We start from the raw sequence: 17429 nt of genomic DNA, 5'->3' as shown, positions 1-17429 counted from the left end.
TTTTTTATGCCGGTAAGGAAGTTACAGTCCTTTTTTCTTTGCTTCATTCCAAATGGCATCCATCTCTTCGAGAGACATATCTTTCAGACTTTTTCCTTCCTTGATGGTGTGCTCTTCCAGATAGTTGAAGCGGCGGATAAACTTTTGGTTGGTAAGTTCCAGTGCATTATCGGGATTGATTTTATAAAGGCGTGCCGCATTGATGAGGCTGAACATCACGTCACCGAATTCAGCTTCCGCTTTCTCTTTATCCATGTTGGCCACTTCCTCCTGAAATTCACCTATTTCTTCTTTCACTTTATCCCAAACCTGTTCCCGTTCTTCCCAGTCGAAACCTACATTGCGGGCTTTGTCCTGAATACGGTAAGCCTTGATAAGCGAGGGCAGGGCAGCGGGCACACCGCTTAATACACTCTTATTTCCATCTTTCTCTTTAAGTTTCAACTGTTCCCAGTTCTCGGAAACTTGTCCGGCTGTATCTGCTTTCACCTCTCCGAAGACATGCGGATGGCGGAAAATCAGCTTATCGCACAGCTTGTCGCAAACATCTTTGATGTCAAAATCTCCTGTTTCCGAGCCTATCTTAGCATAGAAAGCGACGTGCAATAATACGTCTCCCAACTCTTTGCAGATTTCTTTCTTGTCATCCCTCATCAGGGCATCGCAAAGTTCGTAAGTCTCTTCTATGGTGTTGGGACGCAGACTTTCATTCGTCTGTTTACGGTCCCAGGGACATTTAACACGCAGTTCGTCGAGAATGTCCAGGAAGCGTCCAAAGGCTTCCATCTGTTCTTGTCTGGTATGTGACATAAATCTATCTATTTAATTCATTTTTTTCCATTCCTGGTAAGAAATCAATAACCCTACTACTTCCGAGTAGTTCTGGCGGCCACTTTCTATCTTGTTTCCTTTCAGGTAAAGATCGTATATCCAATCCTGTACGGCTCCCACTACCGGGCTATACTTGGCAGCCCAATAGGCTTGATTATTCTTGGCTAATTCAATAATTTCCGGTCGGATGCGTTGAAAGAGTTTTGTATATTCTTCTTCTGAAAGTAATCTTTTTGCATTCCCCAGTACATGCCCCAGTACAGAGAAATATCCGGAGAAACGGATACCCATTGCCTGTGAACGGGTACAAACCTGATAGGCATAGAAATTGGCTTCCGCTTCGCTGGTGATACCTAACAAGTGGGCTAGTTCATGAGCATAAGTGGCGGGATAGTTGGCGGGAAGCAAATCTCCGTTAAGGGTGAATTCGCAGAAGAAAGGCCCCATGCTACCGGTTACTCCTACCATGGAAATGAACGGAGTAAACAACATGGTCTTTACTCTCGGATGATCGTGTGGAGGTCGGTGCACGCCCAAGCTATCACTTAACTGATTATAGATTCGTACGGTTTCTTCCCGTATCAAATCCTGGTTGATACTATTTACAGGGGTGTACGAACGATTTAATTGGGTGATATAGTCGTCAACGAACTCCTGAAAATTTTCGGGAGTGTAGGCTGTATATGGGATTTCGGTTCGTTGGTAAAAGTTCTTTTGAGAATAATTCAGTCCCCAAGCCAGATAGAACCATACATAAATCCACAACAGATATTCGCCGTCACGCAATAAAATTTTCTTCCAAGACAACTTTTTGCGGAGACGGGCATAAATAGGATAAATAATCACGCCCGCGATACTAAGGAAGATAAATAAGTCTCCTATCGCAAAAGGAAATAAATTGGAAAAAAACGACAAAACGTAAGAGATAAAAGGGTAGATTGTTTGCGAATAGATTGTTGCCAGAGCAGGAATCCATTGCGTTAGCCACACCAGGATTAAGATTGCTCCTAAGGCTAAATATCTTACATTTGGCTTCTTTTTCATCATTTGTCTAATATCAGTCAACAAAAATATGCATTAAATAGACGTCGCGCGAAAAAATACCTCTATATTTGCAAAAAATCTGTTAACAATGGCTTTATAACTTGTATAATAGGGAAAGTCATTCAACATAAACCGGATAAAAGATGGCTACATCAGAAGAAATTGAAAAGTATTGCCGGAATTGCGTATCACGTGATTTCGTGAATGGTAAAGGTCTTGTTTGTAAGCGCACCAGAGAACTTCCTGCTTTTGAAGAAGAATGTGAAAGTTTTGAGAAAGATGAAGAGCTGGAAAGATTAGCCCCTCCCAAGCCGGAAGACTTCCCGGTATCTATGACAGAAGAAGAAATGCTTGCCGAAGAGAATCTCTCCAAAGGAGTACTGTACGCAGTCGCTGCCTGTATTGTGGGTGCGGTGGCATGGGGACTGATATCTGTTTCTACGGGTCGTCAGATTGGATTTATGCCCATTGCTATCGGATTTATGGTTGGCTTTGCCATGCGGAAAGGGAAAGGAATACGTCCCATTTTCGGAATTATCGGTGCGGCATTATCCCTGATTAGTTGTGTCCTGGGTGATTTCTTTTCCATTATCGGGTATATTTCCCAGGATTATGATATGTCCTATTTCGACGTTCTGGTAAGTGTGGACTATGGAGAAATATTCTCTATTATGCTGGAAAATGTGATGTCAATGACTGCTTTATTCTACGGATTCGCTCTTTATGAGGGGTATAAATTCTCTTTCCGTGCACAGAAACACCCCGAGGGTGGTAAGATTTGAATTTAAATTATTAATTTTGCACCCGTTATTTTTAGAATATACATTATCATATATACATAAAACAATATGGAATTAGCAAGTAAGTACAATCCCGCTGACGTGGAGGGAAAATGGTACCAGTATTGGCTGGACCATCATTTATTCAGTTCGAAACCCGATGGCCGTGAACCTTACACCATCGTCATTCCGCCCCCGAACGTCACCGGTGTGTTGCACATGGGACACATGCTTAATAATACCATTCAGGATATTTTAGTTCGTCGTGCCCGTATGGAAGGCAAGAATGCCTGCTGGGTACCGGGAACTGACCATGCTTCTATTGCTACTGAAGCTAAAGTAGTAAACAAACTTGCTGCTCAAGGCATCAAGAAAACCGACCTGACTCGTGACGAATTCCTGAAACATGCTTGGGATTGGACAGACGAACACGGAGGTATCATCCTGAAACAACTTCGTAAACTCGGTGCATCCTGCGACTGGGATCGTACTGCTTTCACTATGGACGAGAAACGCAGTGAAAGTGTACTGAAAGTTTTCGTAGACCTGTTCAATAAAGGATTGATCTACCGTGGTGTCCGTATGGTAAACTGGGACCCGAAGGCATTGACCGCTCTTTCTGACGAGGAAGTGATCTACAAAGAAGAGCACGGAAAACTATATTACCTCCGCTATAAAGTAGAAGGTGATCCGGAAGGACGCTATGCCGTAGTGGCAACTACCCGCCCTGAAACAATCATGGGTGACACAGCGATGTGTATCAACCCGAACGACCCGAAAAACGAATGGCTGAAAGGTAAGAAAGTGATCGTTCCGCTGGTAAACCGCGCCATCCCTGTGATTGAAGATGATTATGTAGACATCGAATTTGGTACAGGTTGCCTGAAAGTGACTCCTGCTCATGACGTAAACGACTATATGCTGGGTGAAAAGTACAACCTGCCTAGCATTGATATCTTCAACGATAACGGTACATTGAGCGAAGCTGCCGGTATGTATATCGGCATGGATCGTTTCGATGTTCGTATACAGATAGAGAAAGACCTCGAAGCTGCCGGACTGCTGGACAAGACAGAAGCCTATACAAATAAGGTAGGTTACTCGGAACGTACCAACGTAGTGATCGAACCGAAACTATCTATGCAATGGTTCCTCAAGATGCAGCATTTTGCAGACATGGCATTGCCTCCGGTAATGAACGATGAACTGAAGTTCTATCCTGCAAAATACAAGAATACCTACCGTCATTGGATGGAGAACATCAAAGACTGGTGTATCAGTCGTCAGTTGTGGTGGGGACATCGCATTCCTGCTTACTTCCTCCCGGAGGGCGGTTATGTGGTAGCTGCTACAGCAGAAGAAGCATTGGCAAAAGCGAAAGAGAAAACCGGCAATGCCGCCTTGACAATCGAAGATCTCCGTCAGGACGAAGATTGTCTGGATACCTGGTTCTCTTCCTGGTTGTGGCCTATCTCTTTGTTCGACGGAATCAACAATCCGGGTAACGAAGAAATCAACTATTACTATCCGACCAGCGACCTTGTGACAGGACCGGATATTATCTTCTTCTGGGTAGCCCGTATGATTATGGCAGGCTACGAGTACGAAGGACAGATGCCGTTTAAGAACGTTTACTTCACAGGGATCGTTCGTGATAAACTGGGACGTAAAATGTCCAAGTCACTCGGTAATTCTCCCGACCCGTTGGAGTTGATCGAGAAATACGGAGCCGATGGAGTACGTATGGGTATGATGCTTTCTGCTCCTGCCGGAAACGATATTCTTTTCGATGACGCACTTTGCGAACAGGGACGTAACTTCTGCAACAAGATATGGAATGCTTTCCGTCTGATTAAGGGCTGGACAAATGCCAAAGGTACTATTGAGATCCCTACCGATGCACATCTGGCAGTTCAGTGGTTTGACCAAAGACTGGATGCGGCAGCTGTTGAAGTGGCCGATCTCTTCTCCAAATATCGTTTGAGCGAAGCGTTGATGCTGGTTTACAAACTGTTCTGGGATGAATTCTCTTCTTGGCTGTTGGAAATCGTGAAACCTGCTTATGGACAGCCTGTTAATGGCTTTATTTATAGTATGGTTCTTAGCTCTTTCGAGCGTCTGCTTGAATTGCTGCATCCTTTTATGCCATTTATCACAGAAGAATTGTGGCAACAACTGCGTGAGCGTGAACCGGGTGAAAGTTTGATGGTTACTCAACTGTTTGAACCGGTCGGAGCAAATGAACAATTCCTGGCAGAGTTTGAAGTAGCTAAGGAAATCATCAGTAATGTCCGTAGCATCCGTTTGCAGAAAAACATTGCTCTGAAAGAAGAACTCGAATTGCAGGTTGTAGGCACTCATCCGGTAGAGAAATTGAATCCGGTGATTATCAAGATGTGTAACCTGTCTTCCGTAACAGTGGTAGAAAGCAAATCAGAAGGTGCTTCTTCTTTCATGATAGGAACGACCGAATTTGCCGTGCCATTGGGTAATATGATTGACGTGGAAGCCGAAATCGCCCGTATGGAAGCCGAATTGAAGCATAAAGAAGGATTCTTGCAGGGAGTGATGAAGAAACTTAGCAACGAGAAATTCGTCAATAATGCTCCGGCTGCCGTTCTTGAACTGGAACGTAAGAAGCAAGCCGATGCAGAGAGCATCATTAATTCTTTGAAAGAAAGTATTGCGGCTTTGAAGAAATCATAATCCTTTGATACTTAATTTTATATAATAAAGGGCATCTCAATTCGTTTTGGGATGCCTTTTTTTTGCACTAAAGAAATTAATACTATCTTTGCTTCCGCTATTTATAGAATACCACAAATGAAACAATCGTTACGGATCATTCCATTCCTCCTTGGATTATTCCTTTTTATTGAAGGATTCTTATCACCTGCGTCAGCCCGAACCGAAAATACAAATAAAGAAGTACTGGTTTTAAACTCGATTAATTTCAATCTGCCTTGGGCTAAAAACTTTTATTGGTGTCTTCATGATGCTCTTCAGAAACAAGGAATTTCTGTGAAGGCGGAATCGCTTTCCGTACCTGCTCTGGTGAATGAGATGGAGGCGAATGCCGTAGTCACCCATTTGCGTCAGAAGTATCCGGAGCCTCCCACTGCTATTGTGATGATTGGAGATCCGGGATGGATTGTTTGCCGTGAATTGTTTGATGATGTATGGGAAGATGTCCCGGTAGTTGTGACAAATGCCCGCGATCGTCTGCCTGCTTCTCTGGATATCCTGCTGTCTCATGCTCCACTCACAGAAAGTAACAGTGTTTCTGCGGAAGAATGGAGACGGGAATATAATATCACTTCCTTGAAGCAGCATTATTACGTCAAGGAGACCGTAGATTTAATTTATAAACTGATACCTGACATGGAACGTCTGGCTTTTATTTCAGACGATCGGTATATCAGTGAAGAAACCCGCCGAGATGTGAAAGAAGCCGTAGAGGAAAACTTTCCTGATTTGCGTCTGGAGCTTCTTTCCACCACTCAATTATCCACGGAAATGCTACTCGATACGTTGCGCAGCTATAAATCCAATACGGGGATTATCTATTATTCATGGTTTGAGTCGCATAACGAGAATGATAACAACTATCTCTTCGATCACATTCAGGAGATTATCACTAATTTTACTCCTTCGCCTCTGTTCCTGCTTTCTCACGAAGATTTATCGAACAATACTTTTGCGGGTGGATACTATGTCTCGGCAGAATCTTTCAGCGATTCTCTGCTGGAGATTCTTGATCGGATATTGAAGGGTGAACAGGCCCGGAATATTCCCGGTGGAGTGGGAGGGAAAGGAAGTGCCTATCTTTGTTATCCGGTATTGAAAGCTCATAATATACCGTCATACCGTTATCCGGCCGATGCTGTTTATGTCAATGAGCCCAAGACTTTTTTTCAGCAGTATTCTGTTGAAATTATTGTCTGTTCCATCTTCCTGTTAATTCTGATTGTTGCTATCATATATTATATCAGCATTCTTCGGAAAGCATATAGTCGTCTGCATGAAGCAATGGAAAAAGCGGAACAGGCCAATCAATTGAAATCCGCATTCCTGGCTAATATGAGTCATGAGATACGTACGCCCTTGAATGCTATTGTAGGATTCTCCAATATGCTTCCTCATGTCGAAAACCGTGAAGAAATGTCCGAATATGCAGACCTCATTGAAACAAATACGGATTTGTTGCTCCAGTTGATTAATGATATTCTGGATTTGTCGAAGATTGAAGCCGGTACATTCGATTTCTATCCTGCCTTGATTGATGTGAATCAGACGCTTGAAGAAATCGAGCAGAGTATGCAGTTACGTCTGCGACACAATAATGTGACTTTCACATTTGTGGAGAGACTGCCCGAATGTACATTATATACGGATAAGAACCGTTTGATTCAGCTACTTGCCAATTTCATTGTTAATGCCATCAAATTTACAGAAGTGGGTACCATTCGTATGGGGTATCGTCTGCTAGACTCCGAAACGATTTATTTTTATGTGTCGGATACTGGCTGTGGAATGTCTTCTGAACAGTGTATCCATGTCTTTGAACGGTTTGTGAAGTACAATTCCTTTGTGCAAGGTACCGGACTGGGACTTTCTATCTGCCATACGATTGTAGACCGCTTGGGAGGGAAAGTAGGAGTGGAGTCGAAAGAAAACAAAGGATCTACTTTCTGGTTTACCTTACCTTATCGGCAGAATTAATGCTTTATTTCTCTCCAATCTATCAGTAGATAAGTTGCTATGCTCTTATTGCAAACTTCCTTTCCCTTATTGGATAAGTTGTCTTTGACTAAGAAGAAACTATAAACGCAAGTTCTGATTGTATAAACGAAACTTGCAATTATATAATCAGAACTTCCGTTTTTATAAATGAAGCTTGCAATTATAGATTTCTCTTAGCCAAAAAGAAGTTTGGCAGTAGGGGAATGTAAGTTTATCCCTAATACAACGGAAGTTATCTATTAGTACTTTAGTAAATAGAACGTAATAGATAAGAAAATAGATAGCTGGTTTATTTTAAGGAAATAGAATTGGTAGCAATAAAGGCAGATAATCCTTTAAATCTACGCGTAGTTGCTTTAATGCCTGCTGAATGCGGTAATCTACAGTTTTGGGAGATACTCCCAGAATTTCCGCTATTTCTTTATAACTCATATCCCGGAACCGATGCATCACGAAAGCTTCCCGGTAACTTTCCGGCAATGTGGCAATGGCATCCTTGATGCGTTGTGTCAACTCTTCGACTTGATAAAGATCCGTATCTTGTAGCATCTCCTGCATTTCTTCATAAAATCGAGTGTCGGCACGTTGAGTGGCGTCAATATGTGCAAGCTTGTTCAGAGCTTTGCGGTATATCATTTTAAAGAGGTACGAACTAAGCGAGGTTTCGATAAACAAATTTTCTCTGTTCTCCCAAATCCATAAAAGAGAATCCTGCACAATTTCTTCCGCATCTTCCAGATCGACGAAGCGATGGCCGTAGGCACACAGTGCCGGATAATACCTCCGAAACAGTGCATCAAATGCTTTTTGGTCGCCTCGCTGTATAGCAGATAATAGGAAATTGCTTTCTGACAGGTGAACTTCTTTCATGTATTAGTTTGATATTTCACTGCAAATATAGCTTTTTTATAAGAAAACAAAGATTTTCTGAAAAAAAATGAGATTTGGTTTAGGAATTCCACAAGTCTCTCTTGTCTTATAGTAAAAGGCAATAAAATACGAATATGGATAAGACTGATAAAAATACAATAGAAGAATTGCTTCCCCGTTATTGTGAGGGACTGGCAACGGAAGAAGAGCGTCTGCAGGTTGAGATGTGGATGGATGAGTCGGAAGAAAACCGGCGGATGGCCAAACAGATACATGCTCTTTATCTTGCTACAGATACCGTTCACATCATGACGAAAGTCGACACAGAGAAAGCATTGACAAAGGTGAAAAGTAGAATGACAGGTAACAGACAAAGGAAAACGACATGGTGGGAATGGGCGCAACGTGCGGCAGCAGTGCTGTTCATTCCACTTCTCGTTACTCTGATGGTACAACATTGGGGAGGAAGCGAACAGGAATTGGCACAAATGATGGAAGTGAAAACAAATCCCGGAATGATGACTTCTCTGACATTGCCCGATGGCACATTGGTTTTCCTGAATTCCGAATCTACCTTGAGTTATCCCTCACGCTTCGATAGCGACACGAGAAATGTAACATTGCAGGGAGAGGCTTATTTTGAAGTAGCCAAGAACCCGGAAAAGAAGTTCATAGTTTCTACTTCCCACCAATCACAGATCGAAGTACTGGGAACTCATTTTAATGTAGAGGCTTATGAAAAAGAAGACCGGATTGCAGCAACATTGGTTGAAGGAAAGATAGGTTTTATTTATTCATCTGACAATGGCTCGAAAAAAGTGCTGATGGATCCCGGACAGAAGCTGGTCTATGATATAAGAGACAGTAAAGTGCAGCTTTATGCCACCTCCGGTGAGTCGGAAATAGCTTGGAAAGAGGGAAAGATTATATTTAGAAATACTCCTCTCGAAGAGGGATTGCGAATGTTGGAGAAGCGGTATAATGTGGAATTCATTATTAAAAACGACCGTTTGAAAGGAGACTCATTTACTGGCACGTTTACAAATCAACGCCTCGAGCGTATTCTGGAATATTTCCAGCTTTCTTCTCAAATCCGTTGGCGTTATCTTGATTCGCCGGATATAAAAGATGAAAAGAGTAAAATAGAAATATATTGATTGATTAACCTTAAAACAAAAATGCAATGAAAGACAGACCCCCTTAAACAAAAACATACGGGAGGATATTGGCGTATCTTCCCGTATGGAAATCGGTAAATCTTTTTGATGCTTGTTTGGCGACAAGCTTAGATAAACTTTTTATTAACTTTAAGTCATTACAAAATTATGCAAAATTATTTTAGCATCCAATTTTTATGGGTGGTAAAGTCACTTTGGCTAACCTCAAAAAAAATCCCATTATCTATGAGACTATTGGTTTTGTTCTTAGTATGTTCTATTGGGCTGACCTATGCAGCCGATAGTTACGCTCAAAAGGCTTTAATCAGTATTGATGTACGTAATCAGCGGGTGGAGGACATTCTAAAAGAAATTGAAGAGCAGTCTGATTTTGATTTCTTCTTCAATAATAAGCATGTCGATTTGAATCGTCGCGTATCAGTTTCTGCTGATAAAAGCAACATTTTTAGTGTGTTGAAAGAAATCTTTTCCGGTACTAATGTAAAATATTCGGTACTAGACAAGAAGATTATATTATCCATTGAGGCACAGTCTCCTGAACAAGAAAAGAAAATAACCGTATCCGGTACTATATCAGATGCACAGGGGGAGCCGATTATCGGAGCCAGTGTATTAGAAAAAGGAGTACAGGGTAACGGTACGATAACAGATATTGACGGGAACTTCAAAATCTCCGTCTCTTCATCGAAGGCACAGCTCGATATCTCCTATATCGGCTATCAGTCTCAAACGGTTGCCGTGCAACCCGGAAAAAATATGAAAATCATTTTGCAGGAAGATTCCAAACAACTCGATGAAGTGGTAGTGGTGGGTTATGGTACACAGAGCAAGAAGACATTGACCGGTGCCGTTTCTATGGTAAACATGGGAGATGTGGAGATGAATACCGTACCGAATGTATCTCGTGCGTTGGCGGGTAAAGCAGCGGGGTTCCGTGTGAACCAGGTTTCTGCACAACCGGGTGGTGAGGCGAAGTTTCGTATTCGTGGAGAAGCGTCTACCGGTGCTGGTAATGAACCTTTATTTGTAATCGACGGCTTCCCGGTGTCTTCTACTTCCAATTTAAGTTCTGGTAATGGTTTCTATGAATCGGGTAATATTGATAATGTACTGGAATCATTGAATCCGGATGATATTGAATCCATTTCTGTGTTGAAAGATGCTGCTTCCACAGCTATTTATGGTGCGCGTGCCGGACATGGAGTTGTTTTGATTACCACTAAACGTGGTAAAAGTCAAAAGCCCAGAGTGACTTATTCCGGTATGGGGTCGGTGCAGGTAGCTCGTTCCAACTACAAGATGCTTGATACTCGTATGTATATGGATATGTATAATAAACAGATGCATGAAGAGTGGTTAAAGTTGAACGGAATGGGTATCTATGAAGGATATGTTGAAAAGCAGGACACTCCGCCTACTCAATATAAACCCACTTTCAATAATGATGAAATATTGACTGCTAGCGGTACCGATTGGTTGGATGCGGTGATGCGCAATGGATATACGCAACAGCACAATCTTTCTGTGAATGGTGGTACGGAGAAAACCCGTTATCTGGCTTCTGTCAACTATATGAACCAGGAAGGAATTGTCAAGAATAATGGTGTCAGTCGTTTTTCTGCCCGTTTGAATCTGGATCAGGAATTGAGTGAATATGTTTCTTTCGGACTGACTGCTACTTACTCGCAGAATAAGTATGACAATGTTCCTCTGGGAGACAATGCCAATGAATATTCCGGTGTATTGACCGGTGCTATCCAATCCAATCCTACAATTCCTATCTATGACTCTGAAGGAAATTATTTCATTGATCCGAAACGTCCCTTCGTTGCGAATCCGGTGTCTTTGTTGGATATTAAGGATAATACGGTAAAAGACCGGATCATAGGATCTGCATTCGTATCCGTGAAACCGTTGAAAGACTTGGAAGTGAAGTTGCAGTTAGGTGTCGACCGTAGTTTCCAGAAACGTTCCAGCTATTTGCCTAAGACAACTTTGCAGGGAAAGACCAAAAACGGAAGAGCGGATATTTCGCAGGAAACAAGTACTGCCTATCTGATGGAGCTGACAGCTCAATACTCCAAGAGCTTTGGCGATCATAACGTGAAAGCTATTGGTGGTTATTCGTTCCAAAAATTTAAAAATGATGGATTGAGTGCCGGAAATGAAGATTTTCTTGTAGATGGCTTTGGATATAATAGTTTGGGTTCAGGAAATTACAAGAAACCATCTGTAGGTTCATGGGCTTCTATTAACAGCATTGCTTCTTTGTTTGCCCGTGCCAATTACTCGTATAAAGGCAGATATTTACTGGAAGCTACAGTTCGTGCTGATGCTGCTTCCAATTTCGCCCCGGAAAATCGTTGGGGTTATTTCCCGTCCGTATCAGCCGGTTGGATGATAAGTGAAGAAAATTTCATGAAAGGGGCTTCAAACTGGTTGTCTATGTTGAAGTTAAGAACTTCTTATGGACAGACGGGTAACTCTAATGTCGGTTATCGCATTTACGACTATTATGAAGTGGGAAGAAGTGCCATTATCGGAGGTGCAGAATCAACAGGAGTATATGCTTCGGATTTGGGCAACAGGAGCCTGACTTGGGAAACGACTACGGAATTTAATGTAGGTGTGGATCTAGGTATACTCAACAACCGATTTAAGTTGACAGCCGAATATTTCAAACGTAAGATTACAGACTTGTTGGTGACAAATAAACCATTGCCTTTTTATAATGAAATAAATAAAATAGCGGGTAATATAGGATCAACACAAAGTCAGGGTGTGGAAATCACAGTGAATACGGTGAATATCGTTACTAAAGATTTTGAATGGGATACGACATTAACCTTGTCACATTACAATGACCGTTGGCTGACACGTGACCCGAACTGGAAACCCAAACCTTATGAAAAAGAAAATGATCCGATTCGTGCATGGTGGGAATATGAAGCGCTTGGCATCCTGCAACCGGGAGAAAAAGTCCCGGACGCTCAAAAAGACTTGGTTCCGGGTATGATGAAGTTGAAAGACCGCGATGGAAACGGAGTATTGGGAGATGAGGATAAAGTATATATGGGTAATGGTGATCCCAAAATTATCTACGGTCTGAACAACTCGTTCAGATATAAGAACTTCGACTTGAATATCTATTTCTATGGAGAAGCCGGCAGAAAGAGAGGAGCCAGTTATTATGAGGGCTGGACACGTATGGACAATGGTATCAATGTTTCTACTTATGCCCTGAAAGCTTTTAATAGCAATAACCTGACAGCCACAGATCCGACATTTGTCAGAGGTGGAAGCGGATGGGGGGATTACTATGTGAAATCTATCTATTATGTTCGTTGTGGAAGCATTACATTGGGATATAAAGTGCCTGTCAGCCAGAAGATTGCCAAGAATCTCCGTGTATATGTAGACGTGAACAATCCGTTTGTGATTACTAACTGGACAGGTCTGGACCCGGAAACGGACAACGGGACCTATGCATATCCGAATGTAACCTCATATAATTTTGGTGTATCAATATCTTTCTAATAAGTGATGAATATGAAAAAGACAATTTATACTGCAATAGCAACTCTCTTGTTCCTCATTTCGTCTTGTACGCTGGAGCAGGAAGTATATAATAAAATTAATCCGGGAATGTTTCCCCAAAATGCTGAAGATGTAAATGCTTTGGTCAATTCGAGTGCTTATTATGTGTTTTCTCCGTGGGGAATTTTTGAAGTAGCGGCAGGCTATGTGACGACTTCGGAAATGGTAACCGATTATGTGGAAAACACTTGGGGATGGACTACCGTATACAATTCGTATGAAGCTAATGACTGGCATATCGACGGTGACTATCGTCGTGTGTATGACTATTCCCAGTATTTGGCTTCCATGACTTTGACAATGGATCGCATCAAGGACGTGAATATGGATGAAACCTTGAAAGCTCGCTATATGGCGGAATTGAAATGCGGACGTGGTTTCCTGGCTTTTCTGATGTATGATATGTATGGTCCGATACCTATCGCCGATCTGGAGACTTTGCAAAAACCGGAAGCGGAGATTGTTATTCCACGTTTGTCGGAAGAAGCTATGCGTGAATACATTGTTTCCAACTTGAAAGATGCAGCTAATGTGTTGCCCTATAAGTATGAAGATACAAATTACGGACACTTCACCAAAGGATTGGCCAATACATTATTGCTGAAATTCTACATGATGACCAAGCAATGGGATGAGGCGGAGAAAATAGGACGTGAATTGACAAAACCGGAATACGGTTATAAATTGGTAGACGATTATAACTCTCTGTTCTCTTTATCTGGTGAAAAGAATTCGGAAGTCATATTCTCATGTGTGGCCGAGGCCGGTGTGATGGAACAGAAATGGTTCGCTCACGTACTGACTTCTGACTATCCGCTTCCTGCCGGAATGTCGGTGACTGCCTGGGGAGGATTTAAAATATCCTGGCCTGCATACGAATCTTATGATCCTAAAGACAAGAGACGTGAAAGAATTATTGGTGAATATACAGGTACGGAGGGCGTACACCATAGCCGGGCGCTTGACCGTGACGGTGGTACGACAGGTATACTCTTCTACGGTGCAATTCCGGTGAAATATAAAATTGAGGGGGTAGTAGGTGAGAAGTGCGAAATAGATATGCCCATCTATCGTTATGCGGATGTATTGACTTTACTTTCGGAAGCTATCGTTCGCAATGGAAACAGTATCACTCAAGAGGCGATTGGCCTGTTGAATCAGGTGCGGGTTACTCATGGTGGACTAAAAGCTTATCAATTGAGTGATTTTTCATCTGTAGAAGATTTTCTGGATAAATTGTTGGAAGAACGTGGACATGAATTTTATTTTGAAGGAGTGCGTCGTCAGGATTTGATCCGCCACGGAAAATTTATTGAAGCAGCACTTGCCAAAGCAAGATTTGCCGGACAGCCGACAGGTAAAATAGAAACGAAAGTGGATGGACAATATAAATATGAGAAATTCCCGTTGCCTACTCATCTGATTACTGAAGGACAAGGCATTATAATTCAAAATCCCGGTTACTAAAAAATAGATAGCATTATGAAACATTTATTATATAGTCTATTAGGAATCTTGTTGCTTGCCGGATGTAAGGAAGACAAGTACAATGTAATCATTCCGATGTCGGATATTTACTTGAGCGCGCCTCAAGATGGAGCGATCATTGATTTGAATGATTTATCGATTGAGAAATATAGTTTCTCTTGGGAGAAACCTCTGGAAAATGGAGCAAAGCTGCTTATTTGTACTGACAGGAAATTCAAAGAACCGGTAATAATTGATGCAGGAAAATCGACTTCTGTTGCGATATCTGCACTGACTGCCGATCAGAGTTTTTCTCAATTGGGAATTAAAGCGGGGCAGGAAGCGGTATTGTATTGGACGGTCAAAGAAACTGGTAATATAACCGCAGCAGCTTCGGAAGCACGCACCATTCGGGTGAAACGTATGACTAGCAAATTAGTGCAGCCGGAAGATTTGACTAAGATTTCTTTGGCTGAAAATACCCCGGAAACTGCTGTGCAGTTTGAATGGGATACCCAGGAATGGCCTGAATCTACCTCGTACTCGCTTTGTTTCTCACTGGATCCTGAAATGAAACAGACGGTTGCCGAACATAGTGTGGGAGTTGTGAATGGTAAATCATCATTGACTCATGAAGAACTTCAGGCACTGCTCGATAAACTTTCTATCAAACGTTGGACTTCCAATTCTGTGTATTGGAATGTGAAGACTGATGATGGGCAATGGGTGTCACGTTCTTCCGGAGTACTGAATATGACAGAAATGATGCGCTTCATCGATGTTCGTGGAGATGAAAAGATTACTTATCGTGTTGTTCGTATATTTTATAGTGACAAAACATCATTGGTTTGGTTGGCAGATAACCTGCGCGCAACTAAATATGCTGATGGTACAGATATTGAAGCGAATAATTTCAAAAAGACACCTGCATCGCTCGGAGAAGGTAGAGTGAAAGCCTATGGAGTGCATTATCATTACGATATTCGTGATAAGATAGCACCTAAGGGATGGCGTTTGCCGACCATACAGGAATATAAGAATTTGTTTGCAGAAGCCGGAACTGCCGAAGGTCAATGGAATGTATTGAAAGATCCTGAATATTATGAATCAGTAAAAGGACAGGCGCATTTGAACGACTGGAAATTCAATTTGTGTGCTTCCGGTCAATGGAGCGGTGATGCAATCACTAATCATACCGGACCGTACTGTTATCTGTTGGTCACTGATGATATGTCTCATCAATGCATTCTTCATGATGGAGGGGCAACATTGTGGAGTCCTTGGACAACCGGTGCTCCTGCACGTTTTATCTACAATGAAAATTAATCGGGTGAAAATTAAAAGTATATCAATCATGTTAATCAATATAAAGAAAACTATGACCATATTATCTACCTTATTATTAGGTATTATGTGTAGCTTTTGTTCTGATACAATAGATGTATATGCGGGACAATATGGAGAAGAAGACGGAACGAGTGAACCGGAAACTCCGGAGGTAACAGGAAATATTGTACCGATCGAGTCGCTTAGGAATCCCGATAGGGGATTCCACTTGGAATGTAATTTGCTTGCCGACCAAATGAAAAGTCCATATAATGATTATGAGGTTTATGGCAATGATTTGTATACGAAGAAAGTAGAGCAATTTGATGCAAAGGACGACAACCTGACTCTTGTACAGCAATATATCTACTTAACTAACTGGGTGAGTAAAGACCTGGATGCTGAAGCTCTGTCGAATATCCGCAAGATATTCGAGTTGATGAAAGCGCAGGGGTATAAAGCCATTCTTCGTTTTGCATACAATCACGCCGGGCTGAATACTTCCGGTGGCGAATCCAAACAATGGATTCTCCGGCACATCGAGCAACTTACTCCTCTGTTGAATGAATACATTGGACAAATTGCTACCATGCAGGTTGGTTTTATCGGTGCTTGGGGAGAGTGGCATACTTCTCCGTTGATGAATGACCAGAGTGCGAAGAATGCAATCGTCAGTGCTTTATTGAGAGCCTTGCCTGCACCTTATTGTGTAGAAATGCGTTATCCGAATCATAAGAAAGCGTTGACACTGGAACAGGAAGGATCTCGTGGACGCATCGGATATGCGAATGATTATTTTACAGCCGGCGAACATCCGCTTGCACCGGGCAATGACTTTGTTCCTAATACGGATGATTACAAGCAGATAACGGAAGAGGTGAAAGTGAACAATTTCTATATGAGTGGTGAGATCCCTTATAATGAGGATACAGAATGGGGATTGGCAGAGTTGATTAGTCCGATAAAATCACTGCGTATTTTGCGCGAACACCGTTACTCGGCATTTGATGTGACGCAAAACTATGATTTGAATATCATGAGTTGGAAACGGGTAAAGGTAAATCCCGCTTTATTAAATGATAATCACATTCTGTTTGATGAGAGTTACTTCAAAGATGAGGAGGGCAATGAAGTTGTCCGTTCATTCTATGATTTTGTACGCGACCATTTGGGCTATCGTCTGAATCTTCAAAGTGAATCGAAAGTAGAAGCAAAAGGTGGAAACTTGGAATACGATCTGACGATTACAAATACCGGTTTTGCTACGGTGATTAATCCGAAAGAGGTATATCTCGTATTGGTTTCCGAAAGCGGCCAGGTAGTGAAAGAATTCAAACTGGATGTGGATCCTAAAACCTGGATTCCGGCTACCGAACAGGAACCGAATCAGGCTGCGAAATACACTATCAAAGGAAGTGTGGCAGCCGGTGTGAGCGGAACCTATAAAGTGGGAATCTGGATGCCCGAAAAAGTAGCCGATTGGAAATACAATTCGGTATATGCCATTAAGTTTGCTAAAACAGAGAATGTGACTCATTGGTATGATGATGCAGACAAATATGCCGTGAACCTGTTCGGAACAGTTACATTCTAA

The 17429-nt window shown here is 42.0% G+C and carries 11 protein-coding genes; 8 read left to right on the top strand and 3 right to left on the bottom strand.

Going from position 1 to position 17429, the window contains the following annotated elements; translation table 11 throughout:
* Positions 1 to 21: 21 nt before the first annotated feature.
* Together mazG and DXA54_RS16220 are read right to left on the bottom strand one after the other, a co-directional pair.
* Positions 22 to 810 carry a nucleoside triphosphate pyrophosphohydrolase gene (gene mazG, locus DXA54_RS16225; protein WP_004304635.1) on the bottom strand — a complete coding sequence of 263 codons (789 nt, stop codon included), beginning with the start codon at positions 808 to 810 and terminating at the stop codon, positions 22 to 24.
* A 12-nt stretch (positions 811 to 822) separates the two neighbouring features.
* Positions 823 to 1878, bottom strand: a complete 1056-nt coding sequence (locus DXA54_RS16220) for a DUF3810 domain-containing protein (protein WP_120080047.1) — start codon at positions 1876 to 1878, stop codon at positions 823 to 825.
* Between the two features lie 140 nt (positions 1879 to 2018).
* Between DXA54_RS16220 and DXA54_RS16210 the strand changes: the two genes are divergently transcribed.
* From DXA54_RS16210 to DXA54_RS16200, 3 genes are all read left to right on the top strand, one after another.
* Positions 2019 to 2657, top strand: a complete 639-nt coding sequence (locus DXA54_RS16210; RefSeq protein WP_004309825.1) for a hypothetical protein — start codon at positions 2019 to 2021, stop codon at positions 2655 to 2657.
* A gap of 66 nt (positions 2658 to 2723) precedes the next feature.
* Positions 2724 to 5360, top strand: coding sequence for a valine--tRNA ligase (locus tag DXA54_RS16205; protein ID WP_008650965.1), 2637 nt, complete (start codon positions 2724 to 2726; stop codon positions 5358 to 5360).
* Positions 5361 to 5477: 117 nt separating this feature from the next.
* Positions 5478 to 7376 (top strand): ATP-binding protein, encoded by a 1899-nt coding sequence (locus DXA54_RS16200; protein WP_120080055.1) that lies wholly within the window; start codon positions 5478 to 5480, stop codon positions 7374 to 7376.
* A gap of 315 nt (positions 7377 to 7691) precedes the next feature.
* Here DXA54_RS16200 and DXA54_RS16195 read toward each other — a convergent pair whose 3' ends face one another.
* Positions 7692 to 8267 (bottom strand): RNA polymerase sigma-70 factor, encoded by a 576-nt coding sequence (locus tag DXA54_RS16195; RefSeq protein WP_004301854.1) that lies wholly within the window; start codon positions 8265 to 8267, stop codon positions 7692 to 7694.
* A 134-nt stretch (positions 8268 to 8401) separates the two neighbouring features.
* On the opposite strand from DXA54_RS16195, the gene DXA54_RS16190 reads away from it, so the two are divergent.
* The 5 genes from DXA54_RS16190 (at position 8402) to DXA54_RS16170 (ending at position 17429) form a co-directional block, all read left to right on the top strand.
* The gene (locus DXA54_RS16190) at positions 8402 to 9424 is read left to right on the top strand and encodes a FecR family protein (protein WP_004301856.1); all 1023 of its coding nucleotides are present in this window, start codon (positions 8402 to 8404) and stop codon (positions 9422 to 9424) included.
* 168 nt (positions 9425 to 9592) lie between these two features.
* A complete protein-coding gene (locus DXA54_RS16185; protein WP_120080045.1) occupies positions 9593 to 12982 on the top strand; it encodes a TonB-dependent receptor in 3390 nt (1129 codons plus the stop codon).
* Positions 12983 to 12994: 12 nt separating this feature from the next.
* Positions 12995 to 14509 carry a RagB/SusD family nutrient uptake outer membrane protein gene (locus DXA54_RS16180; protein ID WP_032852946.1) on the top strand — a complete coding sequence of 505 codons (1515 nt, stop codon included), beginning with the start codon at positions 12995 to 12997 and terminating at the stop codon, positions 14507 to 14509.
* Positions 14510 to 14524: 15 nt separating this feature from the next.
* On the top strand, positions 14525 to 15835 hold the full coding sequence (locus tag DXA54_RS16175; RefSeq protein ID WP_008650977.1) for a SusE domain-containing protein: 1311 nt from the start codon (positions 14525 to 14527) through the stop codon (positions 15833 to 15835).
* Between the two features lie 28 nt (positions 15836 to 15863).
* A complete protein-coding gene (locus DXA54_RS16170; protein ID WP_004325013.1) occupies positions 15864 to 17429 on the top strand; it encodes a DUF4874 domain-containing protein in 1566 nt (521 codons plus the stop codon).

The sequence above is a fragment of the Bacteroides sp. OF03-11BH genome (genome assembly GCF_003604005.1).
GTDB classification, from domain to species: Bacteria; Bacteroidota; Bacteroidia; order Bacteroidales; family Bacteroidaceae; genus Bacteroides; species Bacteroides ovatus.
The sequence above is the reverse complement of the archived record's forward strand: the minus strand, read 5'-3'. Positions and strand labels throughout refer to the sequence as shown.